The 16876-nt window shown below is 51.2% G+C and carries 11 protein-coding genes and 1 pseudogene; 9 read left to right on the top strand and 3 right to left on the bottom strand.

The features are described 5' to 3' along the window. Nucleotides 1-527: 527 nt before the first annotated feature. Both WEB54_RS13185 and WEB54_RS13180 read left to right on the top strand, forming a co-directional pair. Nucleotides 528-980: a hypothetical protein gene (locus WEB54_RS13185; protein WP_368056132.1), complete on the top strand. Its 453-nt coding sequence runs from the start codon at nucleotides 528-530 to the stop codon at nucleotides 978-980. A gap of 46 nt (nucleotides 981-1026) precedes the next feature. After that, a complete protein-coding gene (locus tag WEB54_RS13180) occupies nucleotides 1027-1797 on the top strand; it encodes an SOS response-associated peptidase family protein (protein ID WP_368056130.1) in 771 nt (256 codons plus the stop codon). Here the strand turns inward: WEB54_RS13180 and WEB54_RS13175 are convergent. Continuing rightward, complete coding sequence (locus WEB54_RS13175) at nucleotides 1794-2246, bottom strand: hypothetical protein (protein ID WP_368056128.1); 453 nt, start codon at nucleotides 2244-2246, stop codon at nucleotides 1794-1796. The two genes, WEB54_RS13180 and WEB54_RS13175, sit on opposite strands and share 4 nt — an antisense overlap. 413 nt (nucleotides 2247-2659) lie before the next feature. On the opposite strand from WEB54_RS13175, the gene WEB54_RS13170 reads away from it, so the two are divergent. From WEB54_RS13170 to WEB54_RS13145, 6 genes are all read left to right on the top strand, one after another. Continuing rightward, a complete protein-coding gene (locus WEB54_RS13170) occupies nucleotides 2660-3106 on the top strand; it encodes a mobile mystery protein A (protein ID WP_368056126.1) in 447 nt (148 codons plus the stop codon). Nucleotides 3107-3385: 279 nt separating this feature from the next. Continuing rightward, complete coding sequence (locus WEB54_RS13165) at nucleotides 3386-3631, top strand: hypothetical protein (RefSeq protein ID WP_368056124.1); 246 nt, start codon at nucleotides 3386-3388, stop codon at nucleotides 3629-3631. A 798-nt stretch (nucleotides 3632-4429) separates the two neighbouring features. After that, entirely contained in the window at nucleotides 4430-8173 is a 3744-nt protein-coding gene (locus WEB54_RS13160) for an ATP-binding protein (protein ID WP_368056122.1), read from the top strand. After that, the gene (locus WEB54_RS13155) at nucleotides 8163-8825 is read left to right on the top strand and encodes a hypothetical protein (RefSeq protein ID WP_368056120.1); all 663 of its coding nucleotides are present in this window, start codon (nucleotides 8163-8165) and stop codon (nucleotides 8823-8825) included. The genes WEB54_RS13160 and WEB54_RS13155 overlap by 11 nt, the downstream gene beginning before the upstream one ends. Next, entirely contained in the window at nucleotides 8825-10060 is a 1236-nt protein-coding gene (locus WEB54_RS13150; RefSeq protein ID WP_368056118.1) for a hypothetical protein, read from the top strand. Before WEB54_RS13155 ends, WEB54_RS13150 begins: the two co-directional genes overlap by 1 nt. A 3-nt stretch (nucleotides 10061-10063) precedes the next feature. Continuing rightward, entirely contained in the window at nucleotides 10064-10918 is an 855-nt protein-coding gene (locus WEB54_RS13145; protein WP_368056116.1) for a hypothetical protein, read from the top strand. A 174-nt stretch (nucleotides 10919-11092) separates the two neighbouring features. Here WEB54_RS13145 and WEB54_RS13140 read toward each other — a convergent pair. Next, a pseudogene (locus WEB54_RS13140) lies at nucleotides 11093-12143 on the bottom strand (IS630 family transposase). 541 nt (nucleotides 12144-12684) lie between these two features. On the opposite strand from WEB54_RS13140, the gene WEB54_RS13135 reads away from it, so the two are divergent. Further along, a complete protein-coding gene (locus WEB54_RS13135; protein WP_368056114.1) occupies nucleotides 12685-15462 on the top strand; it encodes a DNA methyltransferase in 2778 nt (925 codons plus the stop codon). A gap of 85 nt (nucleotides 15463-15547) precedes the next feature. Here WEB54_RS13135 and WEB54_RS13130 read toward each other — a convergent pair whose 3' ends face one another. Next, the gene (locus WEB54_RS13130; RefSeq protein WP_368056112.1) at nucleotides 15548-16588 is read right to left on the bottom strand and encodes a hypothetical protein; all 1041 of its coding nucleotides are present in this window, start codon (nucleotides 16586-16588) and stop codon (nucleotides 15548-15550) included. Nucleotides 16589-16876 lie beyond the last annotated feature (288 nt).

Genomic DNA, 16876 nt, shown 5'->3' with positions numbered 1-16876 from the left:
ATGGAATATCGAGTTAAATGCTCAGTGAGAGCATGGGGTTAATGGATCGCTTACGCTTAACCAGCAAGTCGCCATGTTTTTCGAGGATATGCCTAGCACCAACACCGCGGGGATCGTACTTGCCAGCCGTCAAGCGAATTGGGCCACCTGGTATGAAGTCCTTTGGTACCTTCATATCGGGAACCCTACCGAAAATCTGGTGCGTAGGGTGGTTGACCCAGCTGTTCGGGGAAGCACCGTCGGGAAAGAGGTTACATTTCATTTGAGACATCAGAGCTTATACAGTTGTTGAACACTGTACACGAAAAGGTCTGTTGATCACTACGATGCCGATTGGTCGTCTCTCATACCTCCGTCATTAAGCACGCCCTCGACCAGCTAGTGAGATCGCCCGCACCTCAAATTGCTCTCGAATATGCTGGTCTACCACTTATCTCAAGAAAATTTCACTTACAATCCGGGTCTCTGGCAGGTTGAACTATGCTTGGTCAGGTCCTTCCAGATAGTCAACTATTAATGGATTATATATGATTGGAACACTGAGCGAATTAAAGGGGAAGGTAGAAGAGTATTGTACGCGATATCGACATCCCGAGATGGCTGAGTTCAACTCTGGCCCGCTTTACGACTTATTCCCTGAAAAGGAAAATGGGGCGCTTATCGCAGAACATCGGTGGAGTGACACCTGGCCAAGTAACGGCAAAGCGGGCATTTATACGTTCATTGATGGCGAGGGGCGAGTAGTCTATATCGGGAAATCTTCGATGAAGAGCTCAGTAAGCGCCCGGTTGAATAGCTATTGCAAATACGGTCCTGGAAAAATATGCCGGTTAATTGGCAATTGGAAAGTTCAACCACGGTACGTATGGATCATAGGCGTGCCCGCTGAAACGGCTTTTGAGGCAGCGGCTCTCGAAGAGTTTCTAATTCGAGAGATTACCACTTCAGATAACAAAAACGGGATTTTAGTGGTTAGATAACCAATTAGGGTAGGCTTGAAACACAAGTCAGTCTGAGGGAAGCAACGTGTGCGGCGCAATCTACAACGCCAGTGACCATCCTGCATTGCCTGGGCTCCTGTCGGCCGCGGGTTACACGCGGGCGGAAATTGATGCGGTTTTGGGAACGGTCGTTTATACAAAACGTGAGCTGAGGCCGACCGACCGAGTTCTGAGCCTGGTACCCACGAAGGCAGGAAAGCGGGTCATGTCTGCAGTCTGGTGGTTGAAACTCGACAATGAGACATTGAAGCCTGACACCCAATGGGCATCTTTCAACTGCCAGTCGCGTAGAATACTGACATCGAAGATGCACTCCATTCCTCCGCGCAGCTATAGGGCGGTTGTGTTTGCCCGGGGCTTCTTTGAATGGCAATCGATTTACCCCGGGGGGAGGCTCTTCACGGCGCTGACGCCGGACGAACAGAAAAAGCCACCACGGCCCATAGCCAAACACCGGTATCTGATTCACGACCCTGGAAAGATCATGATGCTGGCGGCCATGTGCAAGCATTGGGTCGGGCCCGATGGCGAGGCAATGGTTTCCACCGGTGTCATTACCTTGCCACCACACCCAGACTTTTTGGACATTCACTACAAGTCCTTTCCGCTGGTGCTGCAGCCAGATGAGCTAGCCGGCTGGCTGGATAAAAGCCGTCCGCATAAAAGCTTTGAACCACTGTTCAATCTCACTGATTACCGCCATTCGCTGGAAGCAGTACCGGTTAACGAACCGGCCTTCGAACCGATCGGAGATCCAATTCCGTTAGTACCAGGTGCAAAGGCAAGTAACGGCTAAGATGCCTCAGGCTTGATCCATCCCAGTGCCTCGGCGTTCAAGCGGCATCGCTTGCAATAGGGACCATGTTCCTCAGTGGCTGGCAGCAGAAAGCGTTCAACGGCGACGGTGCGAAATGGCCGATCTTTCCACTTAAGCGGACCACCGCAGAGCAGAGCAGTCTGTTGCCTGTTCAACAGGTGACGATCGATTTCTCGGGGCAGTTCGGCCTGCAGGGCTTTCAAAATGTATTGGCCGGGCGTTACCTTATCTTCCCAGTGGGTGACTCCAGTGTAGGCGACCGTAAATTCAGTTAGGCCCTGGTCTTCAATGAGCACCTCCGCGAAGCACTGATAGCCGTATGGCGGGGTTTCCCGCACGGTGACGCTATACATCTGACCATCTCGGAATAGCGCGGGAAGGTTGTCGAAATCAATGTTTCCGTAAGTGCTTCGGGTATAGTACTGCATCTCATTACTACTGTATAAAAAAACAGTATCATAGCGATGAGGAGTAATGATGGGAAGTAATTCGATTGAACACCGATTTAAAGACCTTCACTTAAGAAGTCTCATGCTCGCTCCGGGTAAGAAGAACCCATAAATCTTAGGTCTGGACTTGCTTCACCGCGCCGTTCTCTGACCTGAAGCCCTCGTGTACGACTTTCCAGTGGCTCTCAGTAAAGGAACAACCGGACAGCAACGCAGAGCTGCTAATGACCTAACTCTCGTCGAAATACTGCATATCTGTACTGAAAGGTGCCTTTTCCAAATGAAAAATCAATATAATAGTCGTTAAATAGACTATTTATTCTAATTTTTATGCTATATAGGCTATAAACATAAGAGCCTAAGAAGGTATAGCAATGAATTGGGAGAGAAGGTTGACGATTGAGCAGCTGGACCGAAGCCTTGAGGGTCTCGCGGCGGGTGAAAGAGTTCCCCATTTCAAGAATGGGTGGATTAAGACTATTCGAACCGCATTAGGCATCAGCACTCAGACACTTGGCGATAGAATAGGCGTATCGCAGCCCCAGATTTCAAAACTTGAAAATAGCGAAGCTCACACGGCTATAACGCTGCGCAGCTTAAAAAAAGCTGCTGAAGGGTTAGACTGCGAGCTTGTCTATTACCTGGTACCAAAACAGAAAACTTTAGCAAAGACACTTGAGGCCCAGGCATTGATGAAAGCTAAAAGGGAAGTAAAAAGTGTTAATACCCATATGGCGCTGGAAGGGCAGGGGTTAGACCCGGTTAACGAAGCAAGAATGGTCGACGCTGTAGTTAAAGAACTATTGTATGAGCTCCCCAGGGATTTTTGGGAGGAGTAAGTTAGTGCACCATTTTAATAATTAAAGAGCGAATCGAATAACAGAAGTGAATTAAATCCAAAAATAGATGCTCGAAGTCTAGGTTAGTTGTGAGCCAGTGAAAGTGCTGCCTATACAGAGTGTATCTTGTTAAATCGCCTTCTATACTGCCTACTATAAAGTCTCTATTTTGTAGTATTTACCATCGTGATGGATTGAGACGCCGTAGTCCTTTAGCGAACCCGACCTGTTGTTTACATTATGGCACTGCAGTTATCGTGAATATTGGAGAGGGCGAATATGAACAAAAATCGCACTACCGAACAGAAACTCTTAGACGGCTTAGATCCATATTTGGCACATGCAGATGCGCTAGCTGAGCCACTGCCACAGGAACTGTCGCCGCTGGAACGACTTAAAGGTTCGGTCAAACAATATGTGAGGCCAACAGATCCAGTCTGGGACGAATACTTTGAGTCCGAAGAAGGTATTAGTGGCGAATTTACGGAAGTTCAGGATCAGCCCTCACCCAATGACCGCAATTAATTGTATGGTAGCACTATAGTCTTATGAGAATCACTCTCATCAAGGCAAGGCCTTTCTGAAACCTGTAAACACCCAACCGGTGCCGCCGGTAGAGTGCCCTCGATACCTACAGCAAGTTTAAAGCAGCTGATAAGCAGGGGCTGGGAGCCACGAGGGCCCTACAAGTACTGTTCAGCCTGAACGAGGCCTACCGCTCCTTGAGGGTCAAATAGATTTATCAGATTGGCTCTGGTTATCGTCGAAGACAGCTGGATCGAATGGTGACGGCCGAACTTATCAAAAAGTGGCAGAGCGGCGCCCAGCGCTGGGTGACCCGATGAGTACTGATGACCGGACGCCGAGGGGTGTATGGTCTGACTGCCAATGGCCGTTATCAAGTGAATCGCCTGATGACCCGGGAGTGTCCGGACATAGGTGATCGGGGGCCTTTACCCATGTGGTTCAAGTGGCTCATGGCCAACGGGTTCAGCTCCTATGACCAGGTGGGGTGTTGGTTCAGATAGATGAGGCACCGGGAATGTGCAGCAAAGAGCAGTTCAGTTACCACTCTGACACCAACAAAGAGCAGATGGAGTTTTTCAAGAGCCAGAACTTGGTAGAGGACGTAGCTTGAGTTGGGTGCTGATGGAATTGCCCGCTAGGTGCTGGTCGGAACTGGCCAGCGTTAACAACAAAAACCGATAAGCCAGATATATAGATATTCTCGCTTCGGATGAAGAAGTGATTAACGGCCATTGCAAGAAACCCACTCTGTGGTTCAATGGGTCGTAATCTACCAGATCTCTATGAGGCTCTTTAATGCACCCCCCCGAGCATGCCCAATTTGGCCTAGAATCAATCATTCTCCATCACACGTTTCAGGAGTTCTCAGGAAGAACCGTTAGTCTTCCCATGGCGGGTAAAACACATATTGCAGGGACAAACGGGGCTGGAAAATCATCGATACTGGCTTTGCTCTCGGTGTTTTATGGAACTGAGCCAGAACGTGTTGTGTCTAAACTAAGCGGAAAATCGTCGTTTATCGATTTCTATCTGCCGACATTTCAAAGCTGTGTGATATTCGAATACCGTCAAGAGGAAGGTCTGTGTTGCGCTCTTCTATTTAGGCACCCTTCAAATCGTGTTGGTTATTACTTCCTGAAAGGCAGTGCAGAGGAGACCTTGTTCGCCCCCGGGATTCGTGAACGACTGGCGGCGGGGATTGCAGTCACTACATTGATAGAGGATTTGAAGCAGGCTGGCATTAGAGTATCAACGCTGGTCAACACTATTACTGACTTCCGGGCCATCATCCAACGCGACGCAAACCTCATAAAGCGCAATCCGGGCACCCGGAAGGTCGTAGAACGGCTGTCACGGGAATTTGGCCTGGGCGACAGCCAGACTCGAATGCAGCACATTGATCGGTTGGTGCATGTGGTGCAGAAAAACCAGTCGATGATGAGGGAGTTCAAAAAAATGATCTGGGACACCCAGTTCGATGATCATATCCTCCCCACATCGCCAAAAATCAAAGAGGGACAGGCCTTAGTCAACGATGTTCGATCCCAGATTTCGTTTGAAGCGGAAAAGGGGTCGATCGTCGATTGTATCGACCGTGAAGAAGAACGGCTGGCCCTATCTGAGCACACCACCAGCATCGCAAAAAGCATCAGAACAACGCTGATTGACGTAAATGAGCGCCTTTCTGGAATGAATGATCAACTGCGAACAGCGGAAGCTAAGCATCAGGATGAGGAGCGGCTGTACTATAATCAACGCGGAGAGCTGGTTTCGCAGGCCCAGGATCACGACATTCACTACAAGAAACTGGTAGATCAACACGTCAGGTTGATGGCGGAGAAAGACCGTTTTGATGAAGCCGAGATCCCGTATCTGGCCCAGGAATCGACCCAGCTACCGGAATATCGGCGTCAGCGTCAGGTTGCAAAGGATGATTTGGAGGCGATAACAACACAGGTCGAAGAGTTCAGAGTTAATTTTCAGGCGGACCTTAAAGCGATCGAACAGAACCATAAAGACGGATTGGCCGCAATTGCCAGCGAAACCGAACTGGTTAAACATCAGTTCGAAATGGACAGAAAGGACCATCAGACAGAGAAGGACTCCGTTAATGCCGAGCGTGACATGGAACTGGCCAATTTAAGGCATTCGCAACAAGAGGCCCGGCACACGCTGGATAAGGAATTAGCGCAACTGCGTTTTCGAGTACAACATGCCTCCGCCAGCGAACAGGACAGCCTTCAGGTTGAAGAGGCGGAGACAAAAACGGTACTGGCACGAGACGCTGTAGCTGAGGAAAGAACGTCTTTGAATGCGCTGGAACAGTCTTTGTCCGAACTCAATTCGGAACAGCGAAGCCGGCAAACGAGCTGGGATGATATTCGCGCAGACATTGAGCGTGAGAATGAGAAGATCACTCAGTTCAGCCGCCAACTGGAGCCGCCCCCCGGATCGCTCCTGGAGGCGTTACGGGCCGACGATAGCCATTGGTCGGATGGGCTAGGTAAGATCATCAATACTGATTTATTGTATCGAAAAGATCTCAATCCGGTAAAAATCAATGATGCGCTCGATGTCTTTGGTGGTTGGAGTCTTGCGGTTGGTGGACTGGACCGTCCGGATGAGGCCGCAGATGAGGCCCAGCTTCATGCTCACATAGAACGCTGCGAGTCGCGCCGGTTACGCCTTGAAGAACAAGCTCGTTCTTTGGAAACGAGGGTTCATCAATCAGCCCAGCGGCTATCGAGCATCAAGGAAGAACTCTCAGTAGCGAAGACTCAACTCCGCAAGGCTCAGAACCTCCTGTCGGCCGCTGAGCAGACTGAAAAGACCATAAAGGCCCAGGTGAAGGAAAGGGTCGAGGTGCTGAAAGCCGAGGCTCAGAGCGGGATTGTAAAGCTCCAGGCTCAATTGACGGAATTTGACGCCAGCGCCAGCCAAGAACGGGAGGCACTTACCACCCAGTATTCTGAACAAGTACAGGAGCTGGTTGCCGGTTGGTCAAATGCTGAGGCGGAGTTCGAGCAGCGACGGGATCACTTGAAAGCACGTGCCGACGAAGCAACTCGTCAGTACAAAACCCGCAAAAAGGACCGTGAGAGCGCCTATCAGCAGATACTTAAGAACAATGGAATTGATGAGCGGATGGAAGAGGAGTATCGAGGGCGAGTAACGGCCTTGAGCGAAAAGATCAAGCGTATCGAGGGTAGCCAGAGCAAGATAGAGACCTATAACCGTTGGTATCGTGATGAATGGCAGAATGAGCCTCAGTTGAGGACCGACATTGCAGCTGCTCAGCGGGAAAAGTTGGCTTTTGATAAAAGCGTTAAGGAGCTTGAGGAGGCAAACAAGGCTCGATCATCGAAGTTTCAGGCTGAGAAACGCCGACTAGAAGGGGAAATGGGCCGATTGTCCAAATCCATTGGGGAGGCCGATGCACTGCTACGACGGATGGGCCTTATTGATCTGCAGCCAGATGAGGATACCCCGGTGGGCAATCTGGAAGCCCTAACAGAGACCCTACAAAGCAATGGAGAGAAGCTTCAAGCCTTACGAAGAAACGTACTGGCCGGGGTTAAGAAGGCAAAAGCAGTCATTAATCGCTATGACGGGTCGCATCTGGAACAGCAATGGCGAACCATAACCGAGCAGAGAATCGCTGCCACAAACGACCCTGATTTCGAACTGGACGAGGCGGGCCTGCTCTCCCAGGTTCAAGATCTCAAGATAATGATCAATGAACTGGCCCCCAAACAGCATGATCTGCTGCACAGTAGTTTTTTCGTGGAGGCCAAAAAACTACAGGATCATCTGGATTCTCTGTCATCTCTCACGAAACAGATCACCTCCGTATCCCGTAAACTAGGCAGTCGAATCAACACCGATCAGAAGGTGGCAACACTGGAAGACTTCCGAATCGTACTGAAACCGCTAGTCCAGGACAGCCCGAGTTGGCAACCGCTTCAGAACTTTGTTCGTGCGTTTGAAGAATGGAAATTAACCAATCGGACAGATTTGCCGGGTGAAGGCTTATTGAATAAGTTCAGCCAGGTGATGGCCAGTCTCCGGGATAGTGGCATCAGCGCCGATCGCGATGCTTTGTTTGATCTCGAAATTCAGATGAAAGAGAACGGCAACCTCAGGGCGGTTCGCAATGATACCGAGTTGCTTAACGCAGCATCCAAAGGGCTCAACAAGTTGGCCATCAATATCATTTTCATGGGTATGGCCCGCTACTTATGTCCGGATCAGCGTGTCCGGATCGTTTGGCCACTCGATGAGCTACTTGAGTTACACATAACCAACATCACCAGCCTGGTGTCCATGCTTGATCAGCACAACCTGACCATCATCAGCGCCTCGCCTGACCTGGATCGCAACAAAATGAAGATATTTAATCAGAGAGTAAACCTGCAGAGCGGGGTGGTTAATCACCTGCACCGGCTGGCTCACCCGGGCGATCAGAGTCAGCGAGACCGACTGAAAACATTGGCAGGTCTCTCTTCCGTGGCGACTCAGGAGTCATCGCATGAGCAGTGAGGTGTTACTAGGCCGTACCGTAAAGGCATTACTTCAGGGTGGCATCATTTGCGACTACGCAGATCGAGAATTGGCCGACTACCTATCGGAGGAGGACAACCGGGAGAGGGTGCGAGCGTTCTTGCAACCACTCAACCGTGATGTGCGGGCCACTACAGACGGTCGGGCGTGGATTCCAGTCTATGCCTCAATCAATGATGCGACTGATCGCTCTGAAGTCCGTCAATCATTCAAGCTCGTGGCCAACCAAATAGAGCCATTGGTAGGCTGGCTCCGGTTGGTGATGATCGCCCAGCAACGGCCCGAGCCCATTGTCATGGGGGATACGTTGTATGACGGTGACCTCACCAAACAGCTCGACCAGGTGCCTCATCTGATGCAACAGCTGGAAGTGATCTTGGGTAAGGGGCCATTTCGAAAGTCCATCAATAAGGACTCACCCCGCTGGGTTCGGGATGGGGTTACGCACATCTTCGAGAAACTGACTGAGATGGGGTTCTTCGTTAAACCAGGAGGCACCGGCGCGGCGTACCGCGCGACCGGGAAATGGAGCTGGCTCTACGACATGATGGATTACATCCAATCAAAAGAGGGCATCCCTGTTGAAGATCCCGGCAGTGGGGATGAGCATCGCCAAACGAGCATATTCTGATGGCCGTTTACGATAACCAAAAAGTGCTCAACGCGCTGGGTAGCCACTCTAAAGTCATCGATGAGGCCTATCGGTCAAACACCATGACGATAGAGGACTCGCTGGACAATGCCACAGCCATTCGGTCACTTCGTGCGGTTCGCTTGGTTTGGCAAATGGAAGGTGAGGATGGCTATCACCTGCGTCATGAGCTGCTGAACCTGCTTGATTTTGCCGCTCAGGATTACCGGCGTGCCGTGGCCAATGAGACCATAGCTGCCCAGTGGTTGGCTTTGAAGCAGTCATTTGAGGATTTACGCCAGGCCCGCCGCATAGGCGCCTTTGACGATGTAAGGCGGGTTGAGCGAGATATCAGTGAAAGCGTGGCATTGTTAATGGAGAATCTGCAATACATGATTCTTTCCTTCAATAACCACCTTTACAACCGCTTTACGCACATCACCGACCTGAGCCTTCGAATCCAAGAGAATGAACGAGTGGTTGAGCGAGCGCGAAAGCTGGCAGAGCTGCTGACATCCTTCTCAATAGGCGAGTTCGGTGAGGAGGCCGGCAATGACCGGTTCTTGCGTAAGCTGCTCAACAAACAACTTCCTTCGGCGATGAAGACCTACGTGGCCGATCTGTCCCACTCTCTGTACCAGCTTCGTGATTTACTCCTTGATCTGCGCGAAAGTCATCGTCTGACCAGTCTGGTTTCGTCATTTGAGGCCTACTACCAGGCAAACCCTGGCTTTGTTCCGTCAGTTGAGGACGTTGAGCTGAGCCGATGCCCGGATGCGGTGTTGTTGGCTCCTGCGATGACGATATGGGCGTATCCTGACATTCATGACCCACTTAGCGACGAGGTGCTTGCCCCCATAGCCGCTGGTGCTCGTGATGATCAAAAAGAGATCGTGATTTCAGAGAACCGCACCGAGCTGGTGCCTATCGACATGGATCCAGCTGGCCACACTCAGGCCGACGAACGCGACCCGGTGGCGGAGCTCATAGAGTCCGTGGTCGACATGATTCTGGCCGGTGAATTCAAAAACAATGTGATTCGTGGATCCGAGATTCTGCAGACATTTGACCTGGATATCGAGTTGCTGGACTGGCTTTCTCTCTTGTCGGCAGCCGTCGACGGATTGCCGGGCCAGGAACGCAAGCAGATCAAAATGCACTTCGTCGGTGATGTCGACACCATTTATCCTGATAACCTATGGGTGCGCGACTTGCACCTTCAGTGGGGGAGTTAGTCGATGTCAATGCAAAGGCAATTCAAAGCCGTCCAGCGACTTCTGCGTTCCCCGTTAACCCGGTTTCCCAAGAACAAGACCAACATGGAGCTGATGTCGGTAACCAACTGTGGCATAACCATTGGCCGGGAAGTGGTGTTCTCGCATACCGATAAACAAACGTTGCGAAGGTACATTATTGAGCAATGTCAAGCAGATCCGCAGCGGGACACGCTCGATGGCGATCGCATCGATGTAGCGAAGATCACCCCGCACGAGAAAATTCGCGGTAAGGCTGTGTTTGGTTCGTTGATTCTTGTCCATGGACTCCAGGACCACCCGATATACATGACATCTGGGTCGGGACACACCCCTCCAGGCTCAGTGTTAGCGGTAGATATGGAAACTATTGAATGGGATTCGTGGAAGGAGTCGACCATAGTCATCGTCGAAAACGGTACGCTGATGCACAAATTGAACCTGATGAAACTTCCAGCAGAGTGGGGTCGTGCACTGTGCGTGTATCGAGGTCACGGGGAAAACGCGCGTTCAGTTAACGATTTAATTGATCGTCATCCATCCGATAAGCTGGCTTTTTTCATGGATTTTGATCTGCCTGGAATCGCGATGGCGACAGGGTACCGACGTGGCTCTGTCATCGTGCCCAAAAATTGGCAAGATCTATATGAATCGTCCGCACTAAACACCATGGGCAAGTATTACTCCCAGCAGGAATCACGGGCAAAAATCTATCGGGAAGAAGACGGTTCTGAGATCGACTCGATAGTTGAGCACATTGACCGTCAACATTTGTGTGTAAGCCAAGAATCGCTAATAGCCCACGATGTAGAGCTTAAGGCCATACGAAATAGACTCTAAAGCCATCTGTCGAAGCTTGTTATACGGACCAAGCTTCTTTCACGCCATGCTCATGAGTCTTTCACTTCTCCGATCAGCTCCACGAATATTGGCAGCTTTTTAAGAATTCTTCAGTCGAAACCACTCTGGTTGAAACCCCCGCCCAGGCGTATATGGCCCTAGTGGGCCATGCGGTTAATTAGGTAGCACTTTTTTAGCTCGCTGTACCGCAGCCAAAATCGATTCAGCACTCTTCGTCCACTTAAATGGTTTGGCCAGATCACGGTTGTGAACACGAATAAATCGTTTCAGCTCATCCTTCAGGTCAGCCACACTGCTGAATATGCCTCGGTACAGTGCTCGACGCTCCAGTTGAGCAAACCAGCCCTCCACAGCATTCAACCAGGATGCGCTCGTGGGCGTAAAGTGGAAGTGGATCCTTGGGTGTTTTTCTACCCATTCTCTGACTTCTTTTGTCTTATGAGCACTGTGATTATCCAACACAATGTGCAGATCTTTATCTTTTGGTGTTTGTCGCTCGACCTGCTTCAAAAATGCCAAGAACTCTTTCGAGCGGGTTCTTTTCTCAACTCGCCCAATCACCTCTCCCGTTAAAGTATTAAAAGCCGCATAAAGAGCGGCTGTACCGTTGCGTTTGTAATCGTGCGTGTAGCTCCCAATGTGGCCAGGCGACAACGGCAGTCCAGGTTGGGTGCGATCCAAAGCTTGGATCTGTGTTTTTAGCATTGTCGGGAGGGTTCATGTACAACCCAACAACGTCCACAACCTTCTCGGCAAAATCGGGATCATTGCTGATCTTGAAGGTTTTCAGGCGGTGTGGCTTCAAATCAGCAGCCTGCCAGATTTGGCGAACTTGCCAGGTCGTCACGCCGGCATACTCAGCCATCAAAGCCACACTCCAATGCGTGGCTTCATGGGGAACACGCTCTGTCGTTAACGTGAGAACACGGTTGACGACATTTTCATCAATCACCGACGGGCGCCCCGGTCTCGGTTGGTCAAGTAGTCCATCCGGTCCAGATTCCAAGAACCGGGCTTTCCACTTGTAGACCGTTTTGCGGGAGACTCTTTGCGCAGCGGCGATCTGCGTGACAGGCATTCCTTCGGAGAGTGACAAAATAACCTTCGCACGGGTAACCTGACCCTGAGACAGAGACATGCTTCGAATCCATTCCTCCAGGGTGGCTACATCTTGGCTGGATAGCTTTAAGTCGTTTTGATTCATAATATCGGCAGTGTAAATGGCTCGATGTCATGTCACTTTATTTTCCGCATGGACCACTAGTGCGATAGCAGGCAGTGGTTAAGGTACGACAGGCTTGGATCCTTGCCTCAACGTTAAGGCGGCATCGCTTGCAATAGGGACTCGGCTCTTGAGTGCCGGGCAGCAGGAGGGGCCCAACGGTGACGGTACGACACGGCCGGGCATTCCACTTGAGCGGGCCACCACATAGCAGGGCAATCTGTTGCCTGTTTGACAGGTGACTTTCGATCTCAAGGGGCATACCAGCCTTAAGGACATTCAAGGTGTATTGGCTGGGCGTAACCTGATCTTGCAAGTGGGTGACACCAGTGTTGACTACAGTAAATTCAGTTAGACCCTTGCTTTCGATGATGTGCGGTGCCTCCCTGCCGTGAATGGCTATTCTGGGCTAAGCACGGAAACATTGACAGACAAGTACTTGCCCATGATATTGGGCAGTTGAGTGCTTTGGAAACCTAATTGGCAGGGCCCATAACCAACCACCAACCGGAGACAAATCTACATGTCGTTATCATGGAACGAGATCCGAACAAGAGCACTTCGGTTCTCGGAAGAGTGGGCCGGCACAACAAGCGAGAGTGGCGAAGCTAAGAGCTTTTGGGATGCACTGTTTCATGTGTACGGCGTCCAACGGCGCCGAATCGCTGCATTTGAGCACTACGTCAAATCCAAGGGTGGAAACCCAGGATTTATCGACCTCTTCTGGCCAGGCGTGCTTATCGCCGAACACAAGTCTCGCGGCAAGGATCTGAACCGGGCCTACAGCCAAGCCATGGATTACTTTCCAGGAATCCCCGACCGCGACCTCCCCCGGTATGTAATCGTTTCGGACTTTGATAGGATCCGCGTGCATGACCTAGAGACATCAGAGGATGCTGAATTCAGTCTCTTTGAGTTTCAGGATAACGTCGAAAAGCTGGGATTCATTGCCGGCTACGAACAGCGAGTGTTTAGAGAGCAAGATCCCGTCAACAAAGAAGCAGCAGAGAAGTTGGCTCAGCTGCATGACGCCCTCCATAACGCCGGGTACCAGGGCCACCGCCTGGAAATCTACTTGGTCCGCATTCTCTTTTGCCTGTTTGCCGAGGATACCGGAATCTTCATGCCCCGGGGTGCGTTCTATGATTTCTTGGAGCAGTGTACCCGCGATGATGGGTCAGACCTGGGGGCCCGGCTTAATGAGCTCTTTGATGTTCTGGACACACCAGAATCGCAGCGGATGGCATCACGGGATGAAAGACTGCTGGCCTTCCCACATGTGAATGGTGCCCTGTTCGAGGAAACACTCCGGACACCGGCATTTGATAGCCGAATGCGCAGGTTGCTGATGGAGTGTTGCTCTCTGGACTGGGGGCAAATCAGTCCGGCCATTTTCGGGTCACTGTTCCAGGGCATCATGGACGCCGAGGTTAGGCGTCGGCTGGGCGCCCACTACACCAGCGAACAGAACATTCTAAAAGTGATCAAGCCCCTGTTTCTAGATGAGTTGCGAGAAGAGTTTGAGAACCTTCTAGGGCGCCGGTCAACGGATCGGAAATCCAAGCTGAGGGCCTTCCAGGGCAAGTTGAGCAGCTTGAACTGGATCGACCCAGCAGCCGGCTGTGGGAACTTCCTCGTTATCACCTACAGAGAAATCCGCCAGTTGGAGCTGGAGGTGATTCAGGCTATACATGCCGCTGATAGTCAGCAGTTGGCTCTGAACGTCGTCGAGCACTATGTCAAAGTGGATGTTGACCAGTTCCACGGCATCGAGATTGAGGAATGGCCTGCTCAGATCGCCCGTGTAGCCATGTGGCTGATCGACCACCAAATGAACATTAAAGTGAGCAAGGTATTCGGCGATGCGTTTGTCCGTATTCCTCTGGTAAAGAGCGCCAACATCGTCCAGGCCAATGCACTGCAGGCCGACTGGGGCGATGTGCTCCCGCCAGATCGATGTGACTATGTGCTCGGGAATCCGCCCTTTGCCGGCGCAAAGTACATGAGCAAAGAGCAGCGTTCTGACATTAAGGCTGTCAGCAATGATATGAAGAGTCATGGTTTGTTGGACTATTGCACCGGTTGGTATTTTAAAGCGGTGGAGTACCTGAAAACGGGCAGACCGCAAGATCGCCCCATCCGTGCAGCCTTTGTGTCAACAAATTCCATAACCCAGGGTGAACAGGCAGGGATACTCTGGGACTGGGTTCTGGACCAGGGTGTAGAGATCCAGTTCGCGCACAAGACGTTTCAATGGAATAGCGAAGCCAGGGGTAAGGCAGCAGTGCACTGCGTAATCATCGGATTTGGCCAGGGACCTATTGCCCGAAAGAAGATCATCTTCGAGTATGATACCCCGAGATCTGAACCAACGGCCGTATTTGCAGAAACCATCAATCCATACTTGGCCGATGGGCCCAATGTCGCACTGCCCAACCGCAGAGCACCAGTTTGTGAAGTGCCACCCATTCGGATCGGAAACAAGCCCATTGACGGCGGGCAGTACTTGTTCACACCGGAGGAAAAGTCTGCATTTCTGTCTTTGGAGCCGGGAGCGGAGCCGTATTTCAGGCGCTGGATTGGGTCACGAGAGTACATTAACAACATTGAGCGGTGGTGTTTGTGGCTGGGGAACTGCCCGCCAGCAGCGATGCGAAAAATGCCTCATGTTATGCGTCGGGTTGAGGCTGTGCGGGATATTCGCGCTAAAAGCGACAGCGCCCCCACGCGTAAAATCGCAGAGACGCCAACCCGATTTCATGTCGAGAATATCCCCAGCGAAGATTACCTTGTGATTCCGAAGGTATCGTCTGAGCGCCGCGCTTATATACCGGTCGGGTACATGGGGCCCGAGGTGTTGGCCAGTGACCTGGTGTTCGTCATCAACGATGCGACACCGTACCACTTCGGCGTGATCAGCTCTCTGATGCATATGGCGTGGATGAGATCTGTTTGTGGCCGTCTGGAGAGCCGGTACCGCTACTCTGCAAAATTGGTCTACAACAACTTCCCCTGGCCGGGAGAGCCTGGCGCCAATCAGGTACAGCGCATCGAGAAGACAGCACTAGGGATAATCGAGGCACGAAAGGCCCATCCAGATGCCAGCCTCGCTGACCTCTATGATCCTCTGACCATGCCACCTGAGCTCCTAAAGGCGCACAGAGACAATGACAAGGCCGTCGATGCCGCCTACGGCGTCCGGGGCTTTAGTACAGAGGCCGAGCGGACAGGGTTTCTATTTCAACTTTACCTCAAAGTGACTGGTGGGTCTGACCAGGAACAGCACACTGGAGCGGAGTAGGGGATCGGATATACCACAAACGGGTTCAGATGGGCTGTGCTCACCTTTGTCACCACTCATCATCCTCCAAGCAACAACGCACAACTTACGAGTCATTCGCCTCCAAGAGCGACTCAACGGCAAAAGGAAGGCAACTCTGCAAGAATTCTTCAGTCGAAACCACTCTGGTTGAAACCCCCGCCCAGGTGTATATGGCCCTAGCTTTGTCTAGAAATCGAGTGTCGTCGGTGACGAGATAATGGGAATGCCGAGCACTGCACAGGTGCCGGTAATCGTTCTGGGATGACCGAAATCGATCCTTTTTCTCGGTGACCTTGCGGAAATCGTCCGCTCTATACCCAACGATGTTCAAGATAAAGAAGGGCAGAGCGAGTTTAAGATCCCAGGAATTCAATTCGGGATTGGTAGCAATCAAGTGGGAGACGGTTTCTTCCGAAAAACCGATCCGCTCAAAAATGGTACTTACCACCCTATCCGATGGTAATTTCCGCAACTCGTCGGGGTCTGCGACCTTGCGACCAAGCCGTTCCAGTTGATTTGACCCCTCTTCAAATCCCGGGTTTTCTTCAAACCAAGCCTGAACCATAGATTCGACTGCAGAGCGGTCCAGATCGAGAATAGGGCGGAGCAGTAACAGTTGTTCGGGCAACATTACCTGTTTTAAGGTTTCACGAATGGCTGTGAATATTTCACCGACTAGGTGAGAGTAGGTTTCTTCAATCTCGAGCCCTAAGTGCTTTCTCAGCGCCCGATCCCAGTTCCGAATAGCCGTATCCATGGGCGATACGCTGTTCGACTTCTGGTTATCGGCATATTCTTCAAAAAAGCGGTCCACATCCTCACCTTTTAGGTACTGGTCTTGGTCCTGGTCCGGCTTTAAATAATAGAAGCCGATGGCTCGAAGTATCTGAACGTGCTCGTCAACATAGGCCTGTCTCGGTATTTGTAGGATCTCATCGATAGTGGTGTTTGAGGCACTGACAACGGCATTGCTGTGCTTCAGGGTGTATAACAGAACTGAGTACGGGTTGATCTGCTTGATCCATTTCCTGGGCCTAAGCTCAGTTAGGACATTCTGGTCAAGATATACGGTGACCACTTTTTGAGAAGCATCTGAGTGATTCACTGGATTTTCCCTCCTACTCCAGATACCCGATCTTGGGTGAGTCATAGCGCTGTCGCCTATAGCTATAGCCTTGCGTTCCAATCCGTGTTCTCTCATGAACCAGCCCTTGGAGCGACTTTGGACCGTTTGTCTGACCAAATCAATCCATGAGCAGAATACGGCGTTTTCCTGTTCCAGTGCGGTGTTGCGCTCCCGCACTGACTGGAGTTGTGCTTCCAGCTCGGCTAACCGGCCGTAAGCGCCAATAAATCAGCACCTGTTTTCCCTGTAGCGGCTCATTCACACTGA

It is taken from the genome of Saccharospirillum sp., from assembly GCF_040881935.1.
Taxonomy (GTDB): domain Bacteria; phylum Pseudomonadota; class Gammaproteobacteria; order Pseudomonadales; family Natronospirillaceae; genus Saccharospirillum.
The sequence above is the reverse complement of the archived record's forward strand: the minus strand, read 5'-3'. Positions and strand labels throughout refer to the sequence as shown.

Coding starts and splice junctions, on each gene's coding strand:
- WEB54_RS13185 (WP_368056132.1), top strand. CDS start 528: ATGATTGGAACACTGAGCGAATTAAAGGGGAAGGTAGAAGAGTATTGT.
- WEB54_RS13175 (WP_368056128.1), bottom strand. CDS start 2,246: ATGCAGTACTATACCCGAAGCACTTACGGAAACATTGATTTCGACAAC.
- WEB54_RS13165 (WP_368056124.1), top strand. CDS start 3,386: ATGAACAAAAATCGCACTACCGAACAGAAACTCTTAGACGGCTTAGAT.
- WEB54_RS13160 (WP_368056122.1), top strand. CDS start 4,430: ATGCACCCCCCCGAGCATGCCCAATTTGGCCTAGAATCAATCATTCTC.
- WEB54_RS13155 (WP_368056120.1), top strand. CDS start 8,163: ATGAGCAGTGAGGTGTTACTAGGCCGTACCGTAAAGGCATTACTTCAG.
- WEB54_RS13150 (WP_368056118.1), top strand. CDS start 8,825: ATGGCCGTTTACGATAACCAAAAAGTGCTCAACGCGCTGGGTAGCCAC.
- WEB54_RS13145 (WP_368056116.1), top strand. CDS start 10,064: ATGTCAATGCAAAGGCAATTCAAAGCCGTCCAGCGACTTCTGCGTTCC.
- WEB54_RS13135 (WP_368056114.1), top strand. CDS start 12,685: ATGTCGTTATCATGGAACGAGATCCGAACAAGAGCACTTCGGTTCTCG.